Origin of the sequence: Pseudoflavonifractor sp. An176 (assembly GCF_002160435.1) — a bacterium.
GTDB lineage: Bacteria > Bacillota > Clostridia > Oscillospirales > Oscillospiraceae > Enterenecus > Enterenecus faecium.
The window spans coordinates 97,417-119,019 of record NZ_NFKO01000001.1; the positions used below are offsets into that span (position 1 = coordinate 97,417).

Here is a 21,603-nt window from a genome sequence, read left to right on the forward strand (position 1 = left end):
ATTTTCTACCATGATCCCTGTGTGATATCATTATATTTCTTTATTAGCATATCACAGGGTATATACAGTTTATTCTACCTTATCCCTTCTCTTTTTACAATACACCCCTCACTCCTCGGTCTGTAGAAATTCTTGCCATCCCTGCCCCGTTTATTGTACACTCCCACAACACTTCGTCTATTTCAAAAGAGCGATTCGACAAACTGCACAATTTCACAGCAATTGCACTGAATATACATTTTGCCATTCGTTTTTAGCTCAGAAAGAGCAAAAAACTCTGCGGTAATACCACAGAGTTTTTTGCTTATACTCCCAGATAGCGACAGAGGATTTTTGTTTTATGATGGAGGCAAAAACTGTGGATACTCCAGATTTCGTATTATAGAGCATTCCTCTTCATAATCCTATTTCCTTAAGCATGAGTACTTCCCGATAGCTGCGGGACGCATCCCCTTGCGTCATAGCTTGTATGGTCGCTACAGAATGCCCCTTTCGGTGCACGAGCCCCCTCCAGCAACGACAAAACCAAGCCACCGGCAGCAGCCAAGAGTGCTTTTCCGTGGGAGAGAAATATTGCACAAGGTATCGTTTTGGCGGAAATAGATAGCTTCTTGTCAATCTCATGCGGTATTTCCATCCCGTAGTATCCGCCCCGCCACGCAACGCCCTTTTGCGATAAATATCCCCTGCATCATGCGTCTCAAAGCCGAAGGTCCCTCCAGCTATGATATACGCCTCCAAATCATTCAAAGTCTGTTCTGATACTATATCATCTGTAGGTATCTCTACAGAAAACCATTGGTGACATAATCCGAACACCGCCAATGTCGTTTTCCATAGTTGAAACTCCTGGAGCACGGACTTCACCCGCTCCCACTCCATCTGGTTAGCCCGCCGATACATAAATGCCGCAATATCAGCTATCATCCGCACACCAGCTCCTGTTGAGCTCAAGTGCTTGGCAATATGGTAGATGAGATAGCAAAAATGGTACTCCCATTCGAGGCAGAGGTATCCGTTCTCTTCGTGGACATGCATCATCGCATCTGAGAACATCGTTGGGTAATCAACTCCATTGCCCAGACTATCCGCAGCGACTCGCGTATGCATTTCAATCACAATGCCATTTCTATTGTACATCCACACCGGCTCTGCGTCCACCTGACACTCATACCCTAGTTGAAGCATCAGTTGATGTGCCTTAGGCCTGTCTTCCCGGCGAATCAGGCAATCCATATCTCCCATGGTACGCAGTTCTGGCACAGGATACAACTCTCGCAGCTGCGCCCCCTTAAAGAAAACTAATTTGACGCCCGCTCTCTTGAAGGTTTCTTCAATTTCCGCTCTGCTAGCCTCCTGAGTTACTGACACATACACGGCAGAGTGATATGCTCTTTGCATATGCCGAAATAGCTCTGGCTTTTGTTCCAACAACTGCTTTCGTTGTTCCCGAAGCATGTAGTACACAACAGGTTCAAGGCTATGGATATGCGCTAGATAAAGCAAGTCCTCCAACTCATCGCTACAATCTGGATAAACACCCTTTCTATCCACCGCAAAATCTCCTACCATACGAAGAAACAAATCCCGAGTTTCCCAATTTATTTCCATGGCACTTTTTCTCATAATGTCGGCCCCTCAATCACCAAAATACCCTTCCCTCGTATATTCGCCTGAATCATCTTTCTTTCCTGCCACTATATCCATACATTCCATAACGGCCATATCCATATTTCCCATATCCATAGCCGTCCCCCCCTCGATTCTCAGGGCATGAGTTAAATGCATATCCCAGAAAAGTAGCCAGTTGTCCGCCCAATGCGTGAATACCTTCCCGAATCGCACTGGCAGGCAGGCGATCATAGCCCACAAGATACAAGACGCTATCCACGTATTCAGCCAGAATGGCCGTATCTTGAAACATTCCACAGGGTGGGCTATCAATTATAATATAATCCACCTCTGCTCGCAAGGACTGCATACAGCGTTTCAGCTCTGAGCTATTGAGTAGTGACGCCGGCTGGTTCAACACTTTTCTTCCTCCCAAAAACAGCAGACCACGCTCTTGCAATGTAGCGCTATTTCGCTCAATTCCCTTCCATACAGCTGCCATATCCGACTCTTTACAAGCCTCCATCAATCCGTACTCAGCCGTGAGGTTTAGAAGTTGCCCATCCTGCTGTTTTCTCAAATCGCCATCTACCAAGAGAACTCGGGCACCGTCTATGGCCAATTGTCCAGCCAGATTTACCGCTGTTACAGATTTTCCTTCCCCAGGAACCGTACTGGTAACCAATAGCACCTTTTGATTCTTGGACTCCATTGCCTTCACAACTCGATTTTTCAGCACACGGATACTTTCCGTATAGCCGTGGGGCAGAGATGGATTAAGAAAAGAGAGCTGCATCGTACGTTTTTTTGTCCGCGCTTTTACATGGACCCGAGGTAGCATGGCCAGACACCGCATACTGGTGATCTTCCTCATCTCTTCCTTCGCGCACACATTTTTGCGAAAGATTGCCAACAATAACAAAATCGCCATTGAAAGCAACATTCCCAGGCCAGCTCCAAGCAAACAGCTTTTCCCTATGCTGGGCCGATTATACGGCTCACTAGGAATCTGAGGCTGTGTCAGCATGGAAAAACTAATATCCCCTAGCACAAAGTGGGCCGCTTCTGGATAGATTTCAATCGCAGTCGTTAAGATCGCGTACGCATCTTGTGGACTAGAGCTTTGCACCTTCATGGTCACCACATTGGAGCCCGAAATCGTCTCCGCTGTAATGGTTCCATTCAAGTTATTTGTCCCCAGATGTTCCAACAATACGCTGCGGAAGTACCCACTCTCCAAAATATAAGGGAATGTCATAGACAACTGGTCAGCTGTTCCGCTGTCATAGTAAAAGCTATAACTTCCACTTTCCTCCCCCGTTGCCACGGTAAAACTAGCACTACTTTGGTACATCGGGCTTCGCAAAACGAAGAGCGCCCCCGTCACTAGCGCCGCACTTCCTAACACCAAAAGCACACACAGCCACCATAAGTGTCGAAAATGTTTTCCCATGTCCAACAATAGTTGTAACAGGTCGATTTCTTCGTCATTATATCGTCCCTGGATCTCACGTTTTATTTCTTCCATATTTCAGACCCTCTCCACCATCCTCAGCCCCGTCTTCATTGGAATATGTTCCATATTTTTCGTATTGATAACCGTAGTGCTTGGAGGACCACTCTTTATGGAATGCATTGAGTATAAAACCAGAGAAATCCGTGTGATTTTGTCGAACAACATCCACTCCATCATTGATATACCGCACATCTGCCCAGTCCTCTCTTACCACCAGAAGCACCGAATCCACAGCCGCCATCCAGATTTCCGCATCTGCAGCTGCCGAAATGGGGGCACAGTCCACAATGATATAGTCCATTTGTTTCTTCCACTCCGTCAGGAGTTCCCGCATACGTCCTTCCCTGAGTGCGCCTCCGGGATCTTTCGCCTGCAAAAACTGGAAGAGCATCCAAAGGCCACTCTTACGGCTATACCCGACGATATCTTTCCAGTCTTTTTCTCCCTCCAACACCCGAGAAAAAGATACCGTGTCATCTCTTCGGACCTCAAACACCTTGTACTGGGAAGGTTTTCGCAGATCAGCATCCACCAGCAACACCCGTTTTTGTTTTTCCGCCAGTGCCAGAGCTAGGTTGGCTGCAGTGGTCGATTTTCCTTCGTTTTCCGCTACACTAGTCACCAGAAGAACCTGGTATCCGTGGTGTCGCAGATGACGCTCCAGCCGGGTTCCGATATTTCTCATGGCCTCAGCAAAATTCATACTCACTTCAGGGGAATTGAGCAAAAAAGCCTTCTTATTCCGCTTTTTCCCTAGGGCCACATTTCTTCGTTCAAAGGGTATCGTTCCCTGAATCGGTCCATCCAACTGGATGCGAGCAGCCTCCGCCGTTTTCACAGTAAATCGAGCAATGTAGCACAACGCAATAAGGAACGCCATTCCCACTGCCCCTACAACCATAAGTATTCCCTGATATTTTAGGAACCACGAGGTATTCGAGGGGGCAAGTGGCACATCCGGCTCCTGTACGATTTGAAGTTCTGCATTGGAGAAAATTTGTTCCGATACCCCTTCATAGTGCTCCAGGGCAGAATTGAGATAGACGTACGCCGGTCTGGGCCGTGCGCTGGTGGCCTTAACCACCAGCAAGTTGGTTTGGGTCACCAGAGAGCAGCTGATTTCACCCTGCACATCAGTTCCCACATCAGCGGCAATTCTTTCACGCAGGGCATCGCTTTGGAACACCTGACCAAATACCTCTGCCATTTGGGAGGCCAGTGACAGCGAGGAGTAAATATTGCTATCTCCCTTCACTCCAATCACCAAAGTGGCGGAAGAGGTATACATAGGCTGGTAGGTGAGGTTGTGCAATCCCACGGTGGCACACCACATGGTGATGACCGCCAATACAATCATCCATAGATTGCGCATCAGGTCGACGCACAGCCCCCGCACACTCACTTCACTCATCCAATGTTCGGTTCGATTCATGCTGCCCTCCCGTCCACAATCACGGTCAACCACGTCTCATAGGAGTTTCCTCGGGCATCCTTCACCTCATAGTGGACTTCATAACAGCCTGCTGCCTGGGTATTAACCTGAGAGGTAATATTCACCGTTTGCAGTTCCAATTCTGAGCCGTCCGCTGCGGTCACGTGCTGTATATACTGGGTTGGCTCCAACGTCTGTCCCACTTCCAGATATACCAGTCCTGTGTTGAGGGAAATGCCTCCATTTCCCGCCTGTGTGGGAATCACATGCACTGGAAGCTGCACCGAGGAACTGTCTCCGAAGCTGTTGCTCACCTCAAAAGAGACGGAATACGTTCCAACCGTTTGAAAATTCAGGTTGGTGGCCGTCCGAACAATCCACTCCGTTCTGTCTCCATCCAGTGCATCTTGGGCCCCAAGAGCATTGACAATATCATTGTAGGAACCCGTTCCCTCTTCGTACACCAAAGGAGTCGTGAGGGTGAACCGAGGGGCATGATAATCCACAAACCGCACCTTTCGGGTCAAAGATGCCGCCTGATCTGCATCATCAAATACCACATAGGTCAGGTTGCACACACCGTCTTCCAGAAACCGTGACAATGTGCTCAGCACCACTTCATCGGTTAAGTCTCCGTCTTCCTCGTCCCAGGCCCGAATCCCCTTCATCAAATCCTGTCTCGTATAGGCGCAGGGCACTTCCACCACATCGGTGTCTGCCGTCAATTGCGGCGCTGCCAAATCTCTCTGCCTCCACGCAATGGTCTCCGAGACCCCAAACAGCCCCACAGCCAACACAGCACAAATCAGCAGCAAAATTCGAATGATTTTCATGGCGTTTCCTTTCTTTCTAGAACCAAGCTGTCTCCTCTGGTTTCGCCTTTCCTAATCTCCCTGCAAAAATTCTTGGATTTCCGCATCATTCACCTCATCAAAACGTCCGTCCTGAACTTTATAGACGCGATGACACATGGATAGGACACTGGGACGGTGAGCTGTGACGATGATGGTCTGCAAAGGGTCACGGCGCAAGATGTTTTTTAACACGCGGCGTTCGGTGGCCATATCCAGCGCACTGGTGGCCTCATCCAACAGGAGCACTGGTGTGCGAAGGAGCAACGCCCGGGCAATGGAAAGTCGCTGCTTTTGTCCCTCCGAAAAACGGTTTCCGCCTTCTCGGACGGGGGTATCAATGCCCTGGTCCAATTTCTCCACAAACTCCCACGCATCCGCTGTTTTCAGCGCCTCGATGATATCCTGGTCGCTGGCATCCGGCTTTAACATACGCATATTATCTGCAATGGTCCCAGAAAAGAGGGTGTTCCCCTGAGGTATGTAGCTAAACAGGCAACGAGTTCCCGCGCTCACAGATTCCGTTTCTCCTCCGGGATTGGCCACCGTAACCTGCCCTTCCTGGGTATGATATAGTCCCAACAGTACCCGAAGGGTTGTGGTCTTGCCCTGCCCTGAGGGGCCGATGAGGGCAATGATCTCCCCAGGTCGGGCCAGCATATCGGCATGGGTATACACCGGATCATTGTCCCCGTATGCCACGCTTACACCCTTCATTTCCACCTGGACACCCGTTTTTCTGGCTCGCTCCAGCATGGTCCGCCCCTTTTCCAGGTCTTCTTCCGACTCTCGAGGTAACTGGACTACCTCCATGATGCGCCCGGCGCTGATACCTGCCCGCATGGCGGTGGGCAGTAGATTCAGCACCCCAGAGAAGGAACCTCGCAAAGAAGAGGCCATGGACACAAAGAGGGTCATGGTGCCATAGGTGATTTGTCCTTGCCACAGGCGAAAGACCGCAAATCCATAACAGGCATAGCCGATGAGCTGGCCAATCAGTCCGGTAAGAATGGTCATCTTGGACTGGAAGGTATTCTGTACCATGGCATATTCCAAAGACTGGTCCTGTACCTCGGTATACTGCTGGATAAAATACTCCACCAGTCCGAAAGCCTTGATCATCTGCATGTTTTGCAAGGCCTCCTGGTTGAATACCGTCTTATGGCTCTGCAGCTCCATCTGCTTCTTCTGAAACTCCCGCATTTTCCGCATGGAAAATCGGGTGCTGAGGAAGGAAATGGGTGCACCAGCTAAGGCAATGAGGGCCATCCACGGGTCATTTTGCATCATCACCCAGAAAGCACCACCAAAGGAGATGAGGATAGAGGCCACATTGGGCAGATAGGTCAAAATGTTGTTGACCACTACAGAGGTATCTCCGTTGATGCGGTATAACAGATCTCCCGAGGGAAACTGAGACAGGTGCTCCCACTCGGTCCGCAGGATTTGCGCAAAAATATCGCTGCGAATTTTGTTGCCCACCTTCATGGTAATGCGCAGGGAGAGCCGGGTACGAAACGCAGAAATCACCATCTGAAACAGGCCCACCCCGGCATAGCCCAGGGCAGAGGCCAAAATTTTCACGGTGCTATCTCCGGTCACCGAGTCCACTAGGTTTCGGGACAGCAGAGAGGTGCCCAACCCCATGAGGGAGCCGGAGGCCCCGATGAGGGTGTATGTTCCGATGAGCAACCAATACTTGCGGACATAGCCACCCATCCAAAGCCATTGGGAGAGCAGCTCTTGGAGTCTGCCCTCCCGAATTCGTGTGATATAGTGTTTGATTGCTTTAATCATTCGTATCAAACAAGGCCCTTTCTACCATGGCTACAGCCTCCTCATCCGGCCGACATTTCAGCAGATACACCGGCACCGTGGACAGCAGGTGGTCCACCGTCTCCATGGCCGCCTCCGCTCCCTTCTGGTACCAGTGGGGCAGGAAGATGTTGCGCATCATCCGCTCAATCATGGCTACACCGTGGAGCCGCTCCAAGGTGTTCTCTTTGGCCTGTTCCAGTACAACGATACCTGCCAATGGAACCTGACGATTCTCACAGTAGGGAGAGGAGCCATGCCAGGGGCATCCGTAGCCTGTAAACGATCCGTCCTTCTCTCCCACCAGGGCCATATCTCCGTTAATGATAATGGCGTCCCGGTACTTCATCCACAACTCTGCCTGGGTAGTCTTGCCGATACCGGAGGGGCCCACGAAAAGAATGCCCTTTCCCTGGTAGTCCACCAGAGAGGTGTGGATCATCAAGCCCCCCCGGGTGGACAGGTGGGTCATAATGGCAGCGATGAGGGCTCCTTCCAAGCCCTCCTCCTTGCCATCCAGCAGGGTAATACAGGCCTCGGTCCAGTCGTGGTTAGCGCTGAGAAGGGCATTTTTACTCAGAAAGACGGCAGGGCCTGGTTGGGGTTGAAAACACCTCAAATCATAATTTGATGTCATTTTTTTTTGCACTAAAACTCTTATTCTACTATCCCCATCGTCTTTTGCTTCAAATTTTTCCCATTCCGTAGGGAGTTCTTTGCAATAAGGAATACATATCACTCTGGAGTTAATGCAACGCCAACGGCATATTGTTACGTTCATCATCTAATAAACACGCATATATCCAGGGCAAAATATTCAACAAAATCCCTCCAGTCTGAACCTCCTTGAAATGACATAGCTCTCCTTACATAATCATATAGCTCTTTGTTAATATCACTTTCTATTGTCGTTTCGAGTCCAATTGTAGTGAGGTTTCCATTCTCATCAAATTCGGCGTCAGGATGTTTTCCCGACACCCATGCAATTACATCGTTATCTGTATTTGGAATTGGACTATCTTCTTTAGTGTGAAGCATGTATCCCCACTCACCTCCTTGATAAGGAGTTATGGGATCAATTCTGAATTTTCTGTTGGTAATTCCACCCGGCAATACCCAGGTTACGTTAGTGCTCGGAATCAAGCCTCCCTCTATCCCAGCCTCTGCCGATGATCCCTCGACTGACATAGTCATAATCCCTTGATCCAAGTTATTTCCTCCAATCCCCGTATACTGCACAAACACTTGACCTTCCATATCAATGCTCCTTTTCTCCCCCTTGTTTTTGGGGTAAGTCCATAATTCGTTTCATTTTCTCACAATAAGTACGACTCAACCGTCCCAGCCCACCGCTGAAGCAGGCCAGATGGGCCAGACACTTCCGGCACCGAGTGCGATAGTCACAGGTATAGCACTCCTCCGGCCACCGCAAGCCTTCCCAGAAGTCCAGTAACTCCTGCCAGCATTCCTTCAAGTCCCGACCCACTACAGACAGGTTCGGCTCATTCAAAAACAGGCAGAACCGCATGTTTCCGTCCCAACTGATGTTAAAGGCGGTGCGGTAGCCCGAGCACAATTTGGCGGGGATATCCTCACTGGCGGGCTTCATGCTGTTCCACAGCTTGGACAGCTCCTCCGCTCCCGTCTCATCCCACATGGGGATGGCGCAGGTTTCGGCCTCACTGTCCGCCCCACGGAGCGAAGGGTAGCAGGCGGCACTATAGTACCACGGCAGCTCGTTCGACTTGGCATAGGCGGCAATGCTCTGAGCATCTTCCCGGTTTTGCTGAATAAATGTGGTCACCAATTGGATGGCATGCCCCCGTTCCTTCAATGCCTGGATGCCTGCATCCACTCGGGTAAAGCCCCGCTTCACCCGACACACCTCCCGGTATACCTGGTCATTGGAGCCATAGAGGGTGATTTTCACCATCTCCGGCGGGTATTCATCCAGCAGGTCTAACAAATCCCCAGTCAGCTGGGAGGCATTGGTCTGCAACGTAAGCCGAAACCCCATCTGAGCCAGTCCCGTCCAGATGGCCGGAAAGTCCGGGTGACAGATGGGATCTCCGCCGGTGATGCATAGCTCCAGCACACCCATATCCGCCGCCTGTCGCCCCAGCTCCAGCCACTCCTCTCCGGTCAGTTCCCGCCCATCTCCCACATAGGAAATCCGCTCTGGCGGAAGGTGAACGTAGCACATGCGGCAGTTGAAGCCGCAGCGGGGCGTCAGTTCAAAGGTGGCCTGTATAGGGGTAGCATTTTCATAGGCACGATGGTGCATCTGGGCCATTTTGACCATGCCAAACGGCGTTCGATTCATCATGTACCCTGTTCCCCTCCCAGCTTATCCTTAAATCCGTTCGGTACCTGCACCTCTACCGACCCCAACATGGGCTCCGGCCTGCCATTGTCCAACATATAGTTCCCATCCAGCAGATTCAGGAATCCCTGAATATCTGCCCGGGCTCGTGGCTCGTCTACACCAGAGAAATGTCCCAGCACCAACTCCACTAAGGAATCCTCTGTGAAGTCGCTGTCTTTCATCTGTTCCCACAACCAAGCTGTGGACGGTGTCACCTGCATCATAGGGGAAATTTTCGATAGCTTCCCAATTGGTACCACAATGTACTCCCCTGCCACCTTACGCAGCACCAAGTTCTTTTTTAATCGCACTGTGGTCACCTCCTGCATCTCATTATATCACACTTTTCATATTTTTCCACACATATCATACAACATTTGCGTCTTGTTCCTTCCACTCTATATCTCCATTTTTTGTCGAAGAATCAAGCAATCTGCATCAAATATAAAAATTATACCATTGATTCGACTCTCTGCCATCACCCATTTTTTATGGAAAAACGGGTAGCTCTTCTTCCATCATTTACCGAAGCATATGTTTTTTGAAATCTTTTCGACGTGTAATTCCGAGTTTTTCCATTGAGGTTGACAAATAACGCTTCACCGTATTCGGCGATATGTTCATATGCTGGCCAATCTCCTGATTGGTCCATCCCCGGGCCGCCAGCATGGCAATGGTAAACTCCGTAGTGGTTAGATTATCCGCTACATTATTTCCTGTCACTGGGTTGTGAATTTTACGCCAACCGTCAGCAAAGCGACAAGTAATGTTGATAATGCGCTTGAAATCCTCAGGCCATTGGGGCTTTAGGACCGCCTCCAGCATACCTCCCAACAATCCATGATGCTCCCCGAATGCCTCGATCAAATCGTCTGGGCGGGCCAGGGCCCACGCAGCCATTAAATGTTGTTCTGCTCGGGCTACCTTTCGCAGGCTCATGCAGTCCATAACTGCCACCAGATGTAGATAGATAGCGGGGATAGGATAGTTCTGCCCCCCCATAGCTAAGGTGGCCTCTACAATTCCCAAACTGGTCTGATAGTCCTCTCGCAAATAGAGATAGTGGCACAGTACATACATGGCAAAGGCCCGCAACCCCAGGGGCAGAGCAGGAAGCAACTGCTGCAAAGGGGGCAGTTCCTTGGGCAGTGGTAGATGGAGGAGGACCGTTGCCGCAGCAGCTACAAAGGATTCGATGGTCTTGGCCTGAGTCGAAACAGTTTCCTCTGATTCCATGGCCGCCCGAATCTCCCGCAGGGCCATCCTGGCTTGCTGAATCTGCCCCTGTGACAGGTTGGCATATCCATAAATCAGGCAAGCAGACAACCGAACCGCTAAGTCTGGACTTGTCAAAAACAGTTCTGCCGCCTGTGCGGCCTCCTCTGGTCGTCCACTAAAGTAGTGATATTCAGCCAAAGCAATCTTTTTCTTTGGCCCATCTTCCATCATATCGATAAATTCCAAACACTTTCCAGGTTGAAACGGATGGTTCATCAGTGGCATAAGCCCCTGGAGCGCCTCTTCCTCACAGGAATATGCTCTGGAATCTATGTGTCTCTCCTTCCGCGGATCTCTGGGTTTGACGGCATGGGCCGGAATCCCCCATGCGACACCAAACTTTTTAACCCCTTCAATCCGTCCTTCTGCACAGTATTTCTGCACCATACGATTGGAAACTCCCCACTTTTTTGCAGCTTCTGTTACAGTGATATACTCCATGAGGCCTTCCTTTCTCCGCGAGAATTTGTGTTCGCACTTGCGCACACTTTTCTCCAATTCAATTTTTGTGCCTTTAAGAGAAAAGCAAATGTTTTCAGCCGCTATTCTTATGATATCTAACCATTGTTTTCAGTTTTCTCATCATATTCCAGACCTTCATTACAGTCGCTATTCCGTCACAGGTATTTTCCCAAAGCCGCAGGGATCGCTAAAAAGCACAACCCATCCACGGGCCAGCGCACTGGTAATCTTCTGTTTCAACGCCCGAGGTACGATAACGGTATGCTCCATGCGCTGCACTCCCTTTCTTTGCATAGGATTTTATTATATTTTACCACTTGTTTCTATCTCCTGTAAATCACCCGAACGTATGATTCAAGTGGTACAACGAAGCCCCTTCCAACCGCCAAAAGGGCCTGGCGGAATGCACTGCATCCACCAGGCCCTTTTCTTTTGTTGTGCGTTTTATTGCTTACTTCAGGCCGTTCTCATAGGCCTCGATCATCTTCTTGACCATCTGGCCGCCCACAGAACCGGCCTGACGGCTGGTGAGGTCGCCGTTATAGCCGGCCTTCAGGTTCACGCCCACCTCATTGGCAGCCTCCATCTTGAACTTATCCATGGCCTCACGGGCACCGGGAACCACCAGCTTGTTAGAACTATTGTTGCTAGACATATTGTTGTCCTCCTTCAAACTTGTGTTGGATTTGGAATCCGAGCATAGTTTGAGCAGACAGCGTTTTTCTATTCGCCATTTTATCTGGAAAAATTCAGCATTCAAACCAATGGTTCTATGGGAATATGGGCTCTATTTAGTCCCCTTGTGTCAGCAGCGCGAAGATATTGGTTTTCCCCACAGTCCGCACGGCCAGCGCACAGCCTGCCAGATAGCACAGCACAAACACAGCAATCGCCAACCAAACCATGGGCTGCCCGCTCCACACGGAGACAATCAGGCCGCTGATCAGGCTGCCCACCAGGCACAGCCCCACCTGTTCCAGGAAGAAGGAGCCAAACACCAATTTCTTAGGGGCACCCATGCCCCGCATGATGGCAAACTCCATGCGTCTGCCGTTGACCATCAGCCAGGACACCACAAATCCCAACACTCCCATCAGGATAAAGAGCACTGGGAACAGGATTTGTCCCAAGGTGATGTAGCGGTTCAAGGCCTGCACCGTCTGGTTAAAGATGTGGTCATTGAGCACAACCGTAACCCGGTTGCTTCCATTGCTCCCCGGCTGGTTATATCCCTCCTGGGCGAGATATTCCCGGAACGCCTCCAGATGATAGGCCGAGCCCAAGGTAAAACAAGCGCTGGGGAAGCTACCAGAGGGCGGAATGCTCTCCCGCTGGTCCTCGGTATCCCAAGGCGGCAAACACCAATAGCTCAGGGGTAAATAGAGATTATCCTCTCCGCCCGCCGGGTTGAAGCTGCCCACAATTTTCACCGGGACTGCCCCATTCAGCATCTCACAGTTGACCGGAATCTCATCTCCCAAACTCAAGTTTTGCTCCTTCATCCAGCGCTCACTGGCCACACAGGGCCATGGGGTCTGAGACCAGTTTTCATGATAGCTGGGATCGGCCAAAAAGCTCTCGTCCCATCCCTCCAGCCAGGTGACGCTTGGCACCTCTCCGTAGATAAACTCCGGCGCAACTTGCAGCCCGTTGAGGAATACCATGGAAGACTGGTCCTTGATCCAAGCCTCTTTGCGATCTGCCCCGTAGTCGTTGTTGGCAAATTGGGGCATCTCACCCTCCAGCCAGTAGTGATAGGTGACGTTGACTTCGATGGAAGAGAGCATCCCGGAGTTCCATATCTTCCACGGATTGGCCAAGACCAAGCCCGTGTACTGTCTTCCGTTGGTGGAGGTAAACTGGCCTGTGATGGTGGTGTTCTCATAGAGGGTGGCTCGTTGATCCGCCCATCCCTGGGCAGTGGCCATCAAAAAGCCCAGGAACGCAGACAACACCAGAGAAACCACCGGCACCACTAGGGAGCGCCAACCGCCCCGGCGAGCAGAGAGATAGGCAAACCGCAGTGCCCCCTTCCCCGCCACACTGGTGGTGCTCTTAGGCACCCGCACCCGGGTTTTACCACGGCGCAGGGTGTTCTTGCGCTGCGCCTGTCCCACAAAGGCCACACACAGCACCAGGGCCACACCAAAGACCACCACACCTGCCACCAAGCTGGGCCACAGGGGCAACTGGTGGACCATCTCCACATCCTTCGTGATGCCCAAGGCACCATTGCTATACCGCTGATCTGCGGCATAGAAGGCCGCAGCCGCTTTCAACACCAGCTGCACCAGCAATTGCATTGAAGCCGCAGAGATCACTATTCCTGCCAGCACAGCCACGCCGCACACCAAGGTGGCGCCGGACAGCAGCCACAGACGAATTTTTCCCTTGGGCGTACCCAGAGAGGTCATTACATCCACTGCCTGCTGTTGCCGCCCCACAAAGAGGAACGCGAACAGGAACAGCACGGCCACCACGCCAATCAGCGAGGCAAAGGTGACCCCCTGAGCCGTGGACTCCATGGCCTGCAAGGGCTGGGCTGCGGCAGAATACCCCTGGTCAAACAGCGTGATGCGCACCCCATCGGGGACCAGAGCCTCCATCTGTTCCACGGCCTCTACCGCCAGGTTGTTATCCAGCACAGCCCGGCCCAGCTGATACCCAAACAACGACGTCCGAGGAAACTCCTGTCCTCGGGACACCCAAACACGTCCCTCATAGGTCTCCGCCTGGTTGGCAATGCCCACCACCGTCCACGTTTGAGACTCGCCCGTCTCCTCCAGGGCGAAGGGGTCCTGCTGGGTGGACTCCATCATGGACAGCGGGAGGCTGTCTCCCACCTTCAAATCCAGTTCCTCGGCAATGTCGTTGCTGATCACACACACGCCTTCCTCCCCCGCAGCGGGAAATCGTCCGTCCAGAAGATAGAGCATTCCCTGCTGGAAGGGCTCCAACGCCCCAATGTCATCGCTGGCGTCCACACGGATATAGTTGTTGCCTAACTCATACTTTTCCGCGTACTCAGCAAAAATTCCCTCATGGAGCACCGGGTCGTCATAGCTGTCAAACGCCACCCATGGAGACGCTTCACAGCCCTCATAGAAGTCCGTCACCACCATGGCACGGTTGGAGCTTCCGCTGTCAAAAATTTCACCGTGCAGCAGATACCGCCCATCTTTCTCCGGAACAAATCCACTGTCTCCGGGATCAATCTGGATGGCAACACCGCTCTTTCCCTCATAGGAGTAGAGGTTCTCGCCAATAATGCCAATGTAGCCCATATCTGCCATGTACAGGCCGGAGAGTTCCTCTGTCTCAGCGTTATAACTGAAATAATTTCCTTGCTCAAAGAGAAACGAGATGTCTTTGTTCACACCTCGGGTCTCGTCCACCAGTGTGACTCGAGTGCCCATCGTACAATAGACATCGGGCAGGTTTTCTGTATCCACCGTTTCCACAGACAGGTCCACGAAGGGAATGTTCTCCCAGATCTCACTGCCCAGCTTCACGGTAGCCGCACTGTTATTCGCATTCAGGAAAAGCAGGTAGTTGTCCGGCAAGTCATTGGAGGACAACACCCCCCACACCTGTTCTTGCTTGGCCACCAGATTGAACACCGCCACTACCAGTTGGTTCTCATAGGGCACGGTACTACCCCGCCGCTGGTATCCATCCGTAAGTGCCATACCCCAGCTGGTGGTCTCCCACAACTCCACACCGGGAACCTGATCAATATCTCCCAGCTGGTTCAATGCCTCTCGGGCGGCCTCGTCTGCTACATACTCCTCCGGGTACTGGTCTCCCATGTACTCCACCACAGCAATGGATGTGTACATCTCCTCCATGCTCTGCAAGGTCAGGGTACAGTAGCTCCACAGGCCCAATCCCAGCCCCAACGACAGGGTCAGAACAAAAATCAGGAGGGTAAACAGCACTGTTTTCCCTTTGGAACGCACCGTGCTGAGGATTCCGTTTCGAATAATCATCTGGCATCCTCCTTCAGCCCACCACCTGACCGTCCCGCAACTCCAGGACGTCGTCAGCCTTCTGGGCCAAGGTGCGATCATGGGTGACAATGATGACACAATATCCATCTTCATGGGCGAGCGATTGCAGAATGGAGAAAATGTTCTCACCGTTTGCCGTATCCAGGTTTCCGGTGGGCTCATCGGCCAGCATGATCTTTGTCTCCATCCCCAGGGCACGGGCAATGGCCACCCGCTGCTGCTCGCCGCCGGACAGCATGGTGGGATAGCGGTCCAATACCGTGGCAGGCAGTCCCACTCGCTCAATCAAGGCTTTCGCCTTTTCCAGCGCCTCTTTGGGGCTCATCCCCCGCAGCTCCATGGGGTACATCACGTTTTCCGCCACGGTGAGCAGCGGAAACAGCCGGAAATTTTGGTAGATCACCGCCACCTTCTCCCGGCGGTACATCTCCAACTGCATCTGACTGGTGGCCACATCGTGGCAGAGCACCTCTCCCTGGGTGGGCAAATCCAACCCGGCCATCAGAGAGAGCAGGGTGGTTTTACCACTGCCCGACTTGCCCACGATGGCATACACCTTCCCGGCGTCAAAGTCCGCCGAGATATCCCGCAGGGCCTCTACCTTCTGATACTGCGTCTGATACGTGTAGTTGACATGTTGAATGCTCAGTGCATGCACAACAATTCCCCCTTTTCTCTCTATACACAGAGCTTACGCTCCATGCTCCACTCTCATAACCGGAAGGCGCACACTGCCCCAGGTCTGCTGAGGCCACTGCACCCGATAGGGTAGTTCCTCTTTCTCCAGGGTAAATGCAATGGCGTGTTCCAGAAAATCATGGCGCTGCTGCTTGTCTCCCACAGGCTCCACCACCGCCAGATCAGCGCTGTATGTGCCAGACACCAGGGCATCCGTGTCCAGCGTCAGGGTGAGCCTCTGTTCCGCCGTTCCATCACTGGCAAACGGCTGAGATACCGCCGTGGCCACCGGTGTTCCCCGGGCATTGGCCACGGTCAGCCGAAGATGCAGCCCTTTTCTCGACTCTTTGCTGCTCAAATCCAACTGTAGGTTGAGCCAATGGTCCTTCTGGCTCACCCGCGCCCGCTGCATCCGCACCAGCTGCGCCGTTCCCTTCCGGGGCACATCGGTGAAATCATAGCTGTCTTGTACCGTCAGGCGCTGCATCATATAGTGGTCAATCCCCTGTTCCACGTCGCCGTCGTACACCACCCGTCCGCCGTCTAGCACAATACAGCGGTCACTCAGGCTGCGCACAGTATCCATGTTGTGGCTGACCGCCTGGGTCTGGACTACCTCAGGGCTAGTTGTTTGCTCTTGGGGCTGGGGGCTTGTGCAGGCCGTCAGGCATAGAACAAACGTTAACATCCCCAACACCACGCCAAGCTTTTTTCTTGTCATCCTTCTCACTCGAAGTCAGTCTCCCCACCAGGCACATCCGGATTAGGGTCAACAATCACTCCAGATGTACGCATCAGATCCTCGTCCTCAAACTTGGTGATCTTCACTTCGGGCTCCATAAACAGCTTCTTCATAGGTGTTAGCTCCTTACTCAATCAAAATATTTTGTCCCTCTGGTCTGGCATAGTCGTCAGCCATCAGCTGTGAGCTGTCCCTAACTCCTTGATTTACCATCGGTACACTGGGATTTATCATACCCAGTCCCCCCTGTTTTGTCAAACCGGAATTATCAGATTTCATTTTTTGTGGTTTCACTCTGTTCCACATGGCAACAATCGCATAAATCCACAGCATCCTATCTCAGACATAGGGGAAAAGCCCAAGGATTTATAAAAGGCAATGGTTTTGGGCGTATCATCTGTGGCCAGTTCCATCTGCCGCACATAGCTGAATCGGTCCAACACCGCTTGCAGTAGCGCCGTTCCAATTCCTCTTCTCTGATACTCCGGGAACACCAGAATATCCTGTACAAACACGATGGTATATCCGTCCCCCACAGTACGAATCAGCCCCACAAGCTGCCCATTTTCATATGCCGCAAGGGTCAAAAGAGAGTGTTCAAATCCCTGCCGCAATGTGTCCGGGGCATCGGTGTAGGCCGTCCAGCCTACGCTGGTATACAGGGGCAAAATTTCCTGTTCGTTGTAAGTTCGGTATTCTCTGATTTCCATGTCAGTAACCTCCAGTTTTTCGTTTTTGGATGTTACCTGTTCAGCGCAATCTCATTTCACACCCTCCATTTATTCATCCGGTTCGTCCAATACCCACGGCAACGTCACGAAAAACTCCAGATCAAAATGGGGCTCTGGAAATCCCGGAGCGCCATATGGGTACGGGTTGTGGCCACACCCGCCCCCTCCCCAGGAATATTCCTCAAGATCTTCCCGTTCCTTTTCAAGCATTTGACCAGCAACGCGATAACTAATCTCATACAAATGGCCCTTCTCATTGTGGTCCAGTTCACACACATAGGTGGCCTTCTCCGGCACAATGGAGAATTTGTCCAGCAGTTCCATCATCGAAGGCAGAAGAAGCCTCTGTTTTGCCAACGCCAAAAAATTGCGGCAATGACCACATGTACACGGCCACTCTTCCGACTGGCTGTACCACTCTTTGGTGCGCTCCAAATCTATCACGACCTCAGAGCCCAGTATCTCTCCTCTGTATTGACTCATAAGTCACCTCCTGGATTTGCGCTGCTTACCGTGATGCAAATTATTTCTATCATTTTCAATATAGCACATAGCAACAGGAAAGAAAAGCAGCTGTCTTCTCTTGCCGCTCTTCCCAGGTACCTATATAATAAAGGACAATCAATCCTGTATGGATACAAGGAGGAAGACCATGAACGTCACCTGCTTTGGCGACTCCAATACCTACGGCTATGACCCCCGCTCCTTTCTGGGTGGACGGTATGACCCAGATCACCGCTGGGTGGATATTCTGGCTGCGGAAACCGGCTGGACTGTATACAACATGGGGCAAAATGGCCGAGAGATTCCCACGGCTCTCCCTGCCCTTCCGTCTGACACCGATCTACTGATTCTCATGCTGGGCACCAACGACCTGCTTCAGGGCCTCAGCCCAGAGATGGCAGCGGAAAACCTGGAACGTTTTCTTCATAAAATGCCGCTTTTTTCTGAACAGATATTGCTCATCGCCCCGCCGCCCATGGCCCTGGGGGAATGGGTGCCAAACCAGCGACTCATTGACCACTCCCGTACCTTTGCCCAAAACTGTGCCGCACTGGCCCAGCGACTTGGTATCCACTTTGCCAACGCTGGAGACTGGAACATTCCCCTGGCTTATGACGGCGTTCATTTTACCCAGGAAGGCCACAGAGCCTTTGCCGCTGGACTTTTGAACGTACTTTCAACGCTCCCTTTCTGAAAAGGAATTGTCTTTCTCTTCAAAACACCGTATAATGGCCATAAGACACATCATAAAGGTGGGATTACAATCATGGCGAGAGTATCCACAAAAGAGAATAAAAATATTTACCACAAGACCCGGGAGGCACTGCATCTCACCCGAGAAGCGGCAAGCGAATTGCTGGAGTCCATTGCACCGGAACGCATTGAGCGGATTGAAAACGAGCGCTGTTACCCCCATCCGGATGAAGTGCTGATTATGGCCAGGCAGTACAAGCAGCCCAACCTCTGCAACTATTACTGTGCCAATCAGTGCCCCATCGGGCAGCAATATGTGCCAGAAGTAAAGGTTAAGGAGCTATCCCAGATCGTTTTGGAGATGCTGGCCTCTCTCAACTCCATGAATAAGCGGAAGGACCGTCTGATTGAGATCACCGCAGACGGTATGATCAGCGACGACGAGCTGACCGATTTCATCTTCATCCAACAGGAATTGGAGCGCATTTCTATCACGGTTGAAACCCTCCAGCTCTGGGCAGAGCAGATGCTGGCCACTGGCGCCATTGACGCCCAACAATACCACATGTGCAAGGAGCGGCTGGACAAGTCAAAGAATTAACCGGGCAAATTTTCTATCACAGGGGAAATAGACCGCTTTAATTTGCGGTATCTGTCATGGTATCCGCTTCACCCGAATGGTAGAATATCTCCGTAACCGGAGATCGCACATTCTGAGATGTCCCCCCTCTATACGTGCATGGGAGCCGGTTGTTACACCGGCTCCCATGCACCATTCTCTCATATTTTCACCCTGAGGGCCTCACAGAATTGTGAGGCCCTTTTTGCAACTCCCACAAAACATAGAAAGTAGGATGAACAACCGTATGGACGACGGCATAGGCACGAAAAACACACAACTACTCTGGATTCACTGGTCAAACCACGTCATATCCTTCCACGAAGAGGCCGGATATGAGCGACTGGAATTCCCTACCTATGAGAAAAAAATGGAATATGTTTTTGGAAAGACTTCCAATGGTTTTCGCATCCAATGATGGTCATTGGAGTTGCTGCTTCTTAAACATTTTTGATGTGCTGATGGAAGGCCTCCACCGCTGGGGTCAGCGCCTGATCTTTTTTCCAGACCAGCACTGTCCCTGTCTCTATTTCCGGTGACAGAGGGAGAAACCGCAGACCATCAAAGGCCATATTCAAGTCAAAACACAGTGCCGTCCCCACGCCACAGCGCACCATATTGGCCGCATTGATGACCAAGTTGAAGGTAGCTGCAATCTGCAATTTGTCCCAGTGCTCCCCAAACCAGCTGGCCAATTCCCGCTGCACTGTTTCCCGTCCGCTGATCAGCAGAGGAACCCCTTTCAAATCTTCGGGGGTAACTGCCTCCAGCGCTGCCAATGGGGAATCCTCCCGTACCAATACCCCCCAACGGTCTTTCTCCTCCATGCGGCAAAAGGCATACTTTCCCACATCCACCGGCTCTGTCAGCAGCCCCATGTCCAATAGTCCCATGTCCAGCCGTTCCTTCACATCATCTGCGTTAGCGCTGAAAATTCGAAAGCTCACTTTTGGGTAGCGCTCCCGAAAGGTGACAATGGCCTGGGACAAAAAAGACATGTTCCGGGTCTCTCCCGCTCCGATGGCAATCTCCCCCATCAGTTCCGTCTCCCGGGAAGAAAATTCGCGGACCGTTTTATCCGCCAAATCCACCAGTTCCTGGGCCCGTCGGCGCAGAAGCATTCCCTCATCCGTCAAGACAATATGATAGCGACTGCGATAAAACAGCTGTACCCCCAGCTCCTCCTCCAGCTGCATCAGCTGCCGGGAGAGGGTGGGCTGGGTCAGGTGGAGCAGCGCGGCCGCCTTGGTGATGTTTTCCTCCCGGGCCACCGCCAGAAAATATCTCAGAACCCGAAGTTCCATCATTCTCCCTCCTTTTTCTCCATCCTACCACGTCCGTACCCAGCTCACAAGGCAAACATGCTTGCATGGAATAGCTGTACATAGGAAATGAGTATTTTACATTTCTCTAAAAGGCGAAACATGGTGATCTCCGAACCCCGGGGGGCACCATGTTTCTCTTTTCCCAAGAACGGAACGCAGCTTCATAGCATTTTCACCTTCTGTATGCTATAATGGCCGTGAGAACGAGGACAAAAGGAGGTATCTGCCATGGCCTTGGAGAATGGGGAATGGATCATGCGGGGACTGGATTGGGACAACCCCTACCGCATCTGCAGCTGGCAAGAGCTCATAGACTGGGTGGACGAGGTGGGTTTTCTCCCCCTATTTAAAAATGAAATCGACGGGTTCTCGGTGGAAGAGCACACCTCCAACCTCTACTGGTGGAGCGGTGACCCGGAGCAAGACCCCTGGGAGTGGCGGAAGTTCATTGCCCGCAGTGGCCGTGTGGCCTACGGCAAATTCTTCGGCAAAAAGGCCGGGTTCATCTCTAAGGCCTGGTTCCCCCACTTCGCCAACTGGCGGCGGGACGGCTACGACTTTGACAGCCGGTGGGACGAGGAACTGGCCAGTCTGCGCCAGAAGCGCATCATGGACCAGTTTGCCACCCAGGAGGAGCTGTTCTCCTTTGAACTCAAACGCCTGGCTGGATTCGGCAAAGGTGGCGAGAAGAACTTCGAGGGCACAGTCACCGATCTTCAGATGTACGGGTATCTGCTGATTCGGGATTTTCGTCGTCGCCTGAACAAAAAGGGCCAGCCCTATGGATGGCCTGTCTCGGTCTACACCACACCGGAGGCTCTCTGGGGCTATGAGCATATCTCCTCCGCCTACCACCAGGAGCCCACCCAGTCCAGGCTACTGGTTTATCAGCAGGTGCAGAGGAATTTCCCAGCGGCCACCGAGGCCACCCTCCACGCTGTCCTGAGCTGGGAGAAATGAAGGGAGTGAAC

At 51.9% G+C, this 21,603-nt stretch carries 22 protein-coding genes; 4 read left to right on the forward strand and 18 right to left on the reverse strand.

All coding sequences use genetic code 11. From position 1 onward, the window contains the following. Nucleotides 1-396: 396 nt before the first annotated feature. The 17 genes from B5F12_RS00475 to B5F12_RS00550 all read right to left on the reverse strand — a co-directional run bounded on the left by B5F12_RS00475 (nt 397) and on the right by B5F12_RS00550 (nt 17,974). Entirely contained in the window at nt 397-1,626 is a 1,230-nt protein-coding gene (locus B5F12_RS00475) for a nucleotidyltransferase family protein (RefSeq protein ID WP_087228663.1), read from the reverse strand. 52 nt (nt 1,627-1,678) lie between these two features. Beyond that, complete coding sequence (locus tag B5F12_RS00480; RefSeq protein WP_087228665.1) at nt 1,679-3,139, reverse strand: polysaccharide biosynthesis tyrosine autokinase; 1,461 nt, start codon at nt 3,137-3,139, stop codon at nt 1,679-1,681. Continuing rightward, nucleotides 3,120-4,559, reverse strand: coding sequence for a polysaccharide biosynthesis tyrosine autokinase (locus B5F12_RS00485; protein ID WP_087228667.1), 1,440 nt, complete (start codon nt 4,557-4,559; stop codon nt 3,120-3,122). The genes B5F12_RS00480 and B5F12_RS00485 overlap by 20 nt, the downstream gene beginning before the upstream one ends. Next, entirely contained in the window at nt 4,556-5,392 is an 837-nt protein-coding gene (locus B5F12_RS00490; RefSeq protein WP_087228669.1) for an immunoglobulin-like domain-containing protein, read from the reverse strand. Before B5F12_RS00490 ends, B5F12_RS00485 begins: the two co-directional genes overlap by 4 nt. A 51-nt stretch (nt 5,393-5,443) precedes the next feature. Further along, on the reverse strand, nt 5,444-7,207 hold the full coding sequence (locus B5F12_RS00495; RefSeq protein ID WP_242954862.1) for an ABC transporter ATP-binding protein: 1,764 nt from the start codon (nt 7,205-7,207) through the stop codon (nt 5,444-5,446). Further along, nucleotides 7,200-7,862, reverse strand: a complete 663-nt coding sequence (locus tag B5F12_RS00500; RefSeq protein WP_143482289.1) for a hypothetical protein — start codon at nt 7,860-7,862, stop codon at nt 7,200-7,202. The genes B5F12_RS00495 and B5F12_RS00500 overlap by 8 nt, the downstream gene beginning before the upstream one ends. A gap of 143 nt (nt 7,863-8,005) precedes the next feature. After that, nucleotides 8,006-8,482 carry a hypothetical protein gene (locus B5F12_RS00505; RefSeq protein ID WP_087228673.1) on the reverse strand — a complete coding sequence of 159 codons (477 nt, stop codon included), beginning with the start codon at nt 8,480-8,482 and terminating at the stop codon, nt 8,006-8,008. A gap of 1 nt (nt 8,483) precedes the next feature. After that, nucleotides 8,484-9,551: a radical SAM protein gene (locus B5F12_RS00510; RefSeq protein ID WP_087228675.1), complete on the reverse strand. Its 1,068-nt coding sequence runs from the start codon at nt 9,549-9,551 to the stop codon at nt 8,484-8,486. Continuing rightward, on the reverse strand, nt 9,548-9,901 hold the full coding sequence (locus B5F12_RS00515; RefSeq protein WP_158096710.1) for a PqqD family protein: 354 nt from the start codon (nt 9,899-9,901) through the stop codon (nt 9,548-9,550). The genes B5F12_RS00510 and B5F12_RS00515 overlap by 4 nt, the downstream gene beginning before the upstream one ends. Nucleotides 9,902-10,112: 211 nt before the next feature. Then, complete coding sequence (locus B5F12_RS00520; protein WP_087228679.1) at nt 10,113-11,309, reverse strand: LuxR C-terminal-related transcriptional regulator; 1,197 nt, start codon at nt 11,307-11,309, stop codon at nt 10,113-10,115. A gap of 472 nt (nt 11,310-11,781) precedes the next feature. Further along, complete coding sequence (locus B5F12_RS00525; protein ID WP_087228682.1) at nt 11,782-11,985, reverse strand: alpha/beta-type small acid-soluble spore protein; 204 nt, start codon at nt 11,983-11,985, stop codon at nt 11,782-11,784. Between the two features lie 136 nt (nt 11,986-12,121). Next, nucleotides 12,122-15,319, reverse strand: a complete 3,198-nt coding sequence (locus tag B5F12_RS00530; RefSeq protein ID WP_087228684.1) for an ABC transporter permease — start codon at nt 15,317-15,319, stop codon at nt 12,122-12,124. Between the two features lie 13 nt (nt 15,320-15,332). Next, nucleotides 15,333-15,998, reverse strand: a complete 666-nt coding sequence (locus B5F12_RS00535; protein WP_087228686.1) for an ABC transporter ATP-binding protein — start codon at nt 15,996-15,998, stop codon at nt 15,333-15,335. A 33-nt stretch (nt 15,999-16,031) separates the two neighbouring features. After that, entirely contained in the window at nt 16,032-16,604 is a 573-nt protein-coding gene (locus tag B5F12_RS00540) for a hypothetical protein (protein ID WP_143482291.1), read from the reverse strand. Between the two features lie 140 nt (nt 16,605-16,744). Next, a complete protein-coding gene (locus tag B5F12_RS12235; RefSeq protein ID WP_275532681.1) occupies nt 16,745-16,873 on the reverse strand; it encodes a hypothetical protein in 129 nt (42 codons plus the stop codon). 177 nt (nt 16,874-17,050) lie between these two features. Further along, nucleotides 17,051-17,470 carry a GNAT family N-acetyltransferase gene (locus B5F12_RS00545; RefSeq protein ID WP_087228690.1) on the reverse strand — a complete coding sequence of 140 codons (420 nt, stop codon included), beginning with the start codon at nt 17,468-17,470 and terminating at the stop codon, nt 17,051-17,053. Between the two features lie 69 nt (nt 17,471-17,539). Then, nucleotides 17,540-17,974, reverse strand: a complete 435-nt coding sequence (locus tag B5F12_RS00550) for a hypothetical protein (RefSeq protein WP_087228692.1) — start codon at nt 17,972-17,974, stop codon at nt 17,540-17,542. 169 nt (nt 17,975-18,143) lie between these two features. On the opposite strand from B5F12_RS00550, the gene B5F12_RS00555 reads away from it, so the two are divergent. The 3 genes from B5F12_RS00555 (at nt 18,144) to B5F12_RS11795 (ending at nt 19,725) form a co-directional block, all read left to right on the forward strand. Continuing rightward, nucleotides 18,144-18,689: a GDSL-type esterase/lipase family protein gene (locus B5F12_RS00555; protein ID WP_087228694.1), complete on the forward strand. Its 546-nt coding sequence runs from the start codon at nt 18,144-18,146 to the stop codon at nt 18,687-18,689. 72 nt (nt 18,690-18,761) lie between these two features. Continuing rightward, nucleotides 18,762-19,289: an XRE family transcriptional regulator gene (locus B5F12_RS00560; RefSeq protein ID WP_087228696.1), complete on the forward strand. Its 528-nt coding sequence runs from the start codon at nt 18,762-18,764 to the stop codon at nt 19,287-19,289. A gap of 265 nt (nt 19,290-19,554) precedes the next feature. Then, a complete protein-coding gene (locus B5F12_RS11795; protein WP_158096586.1) occupies nt 19,555-19,725 on the forward strand; it encodes a hypothetical protein in 171 nt (56 codons plus the stop codon). A gap of 22 nt (nt 19,726-19,747) precedes the next feature. On the opposite strand, the gene B5F12_RS00565 is transcribed toward B5F12_RS11795, so the two are convergent. Next, nucleotides 19,748-20,611 carry a LysR family transcriptional regulator gene (locus tag B5F12_RS00565; RefSeq protein WP_087228698.1) on the reverse strand — a complete coding sequence of 288 codons (864 nt, stop codon included), beginning with the start codon at nt 20,609-20,611 and terminating at the stop codon, nt 19,748-19,750. A gap of 249 nt (nt 20,612-20,860) precedes the next feature. Between B5F12_RS00565 and B5F12_RS00570 the strand changes: the two genes are divergently transcribed. Beyond that, the gene (locus B5F12_RS00570) at nt 20,861-21,592 is read left to right on the forward strand and encodes a hypothetical protein (RefSeq protein WP_087228700.1); all 732 of its coding nucleotides are present in this window, start codon (nt 20,861-20,863) and stop codon (nt 21,590-21,592) included. Nucleotides 21,593-21,603: the final 11 nt, after the last annotated feature.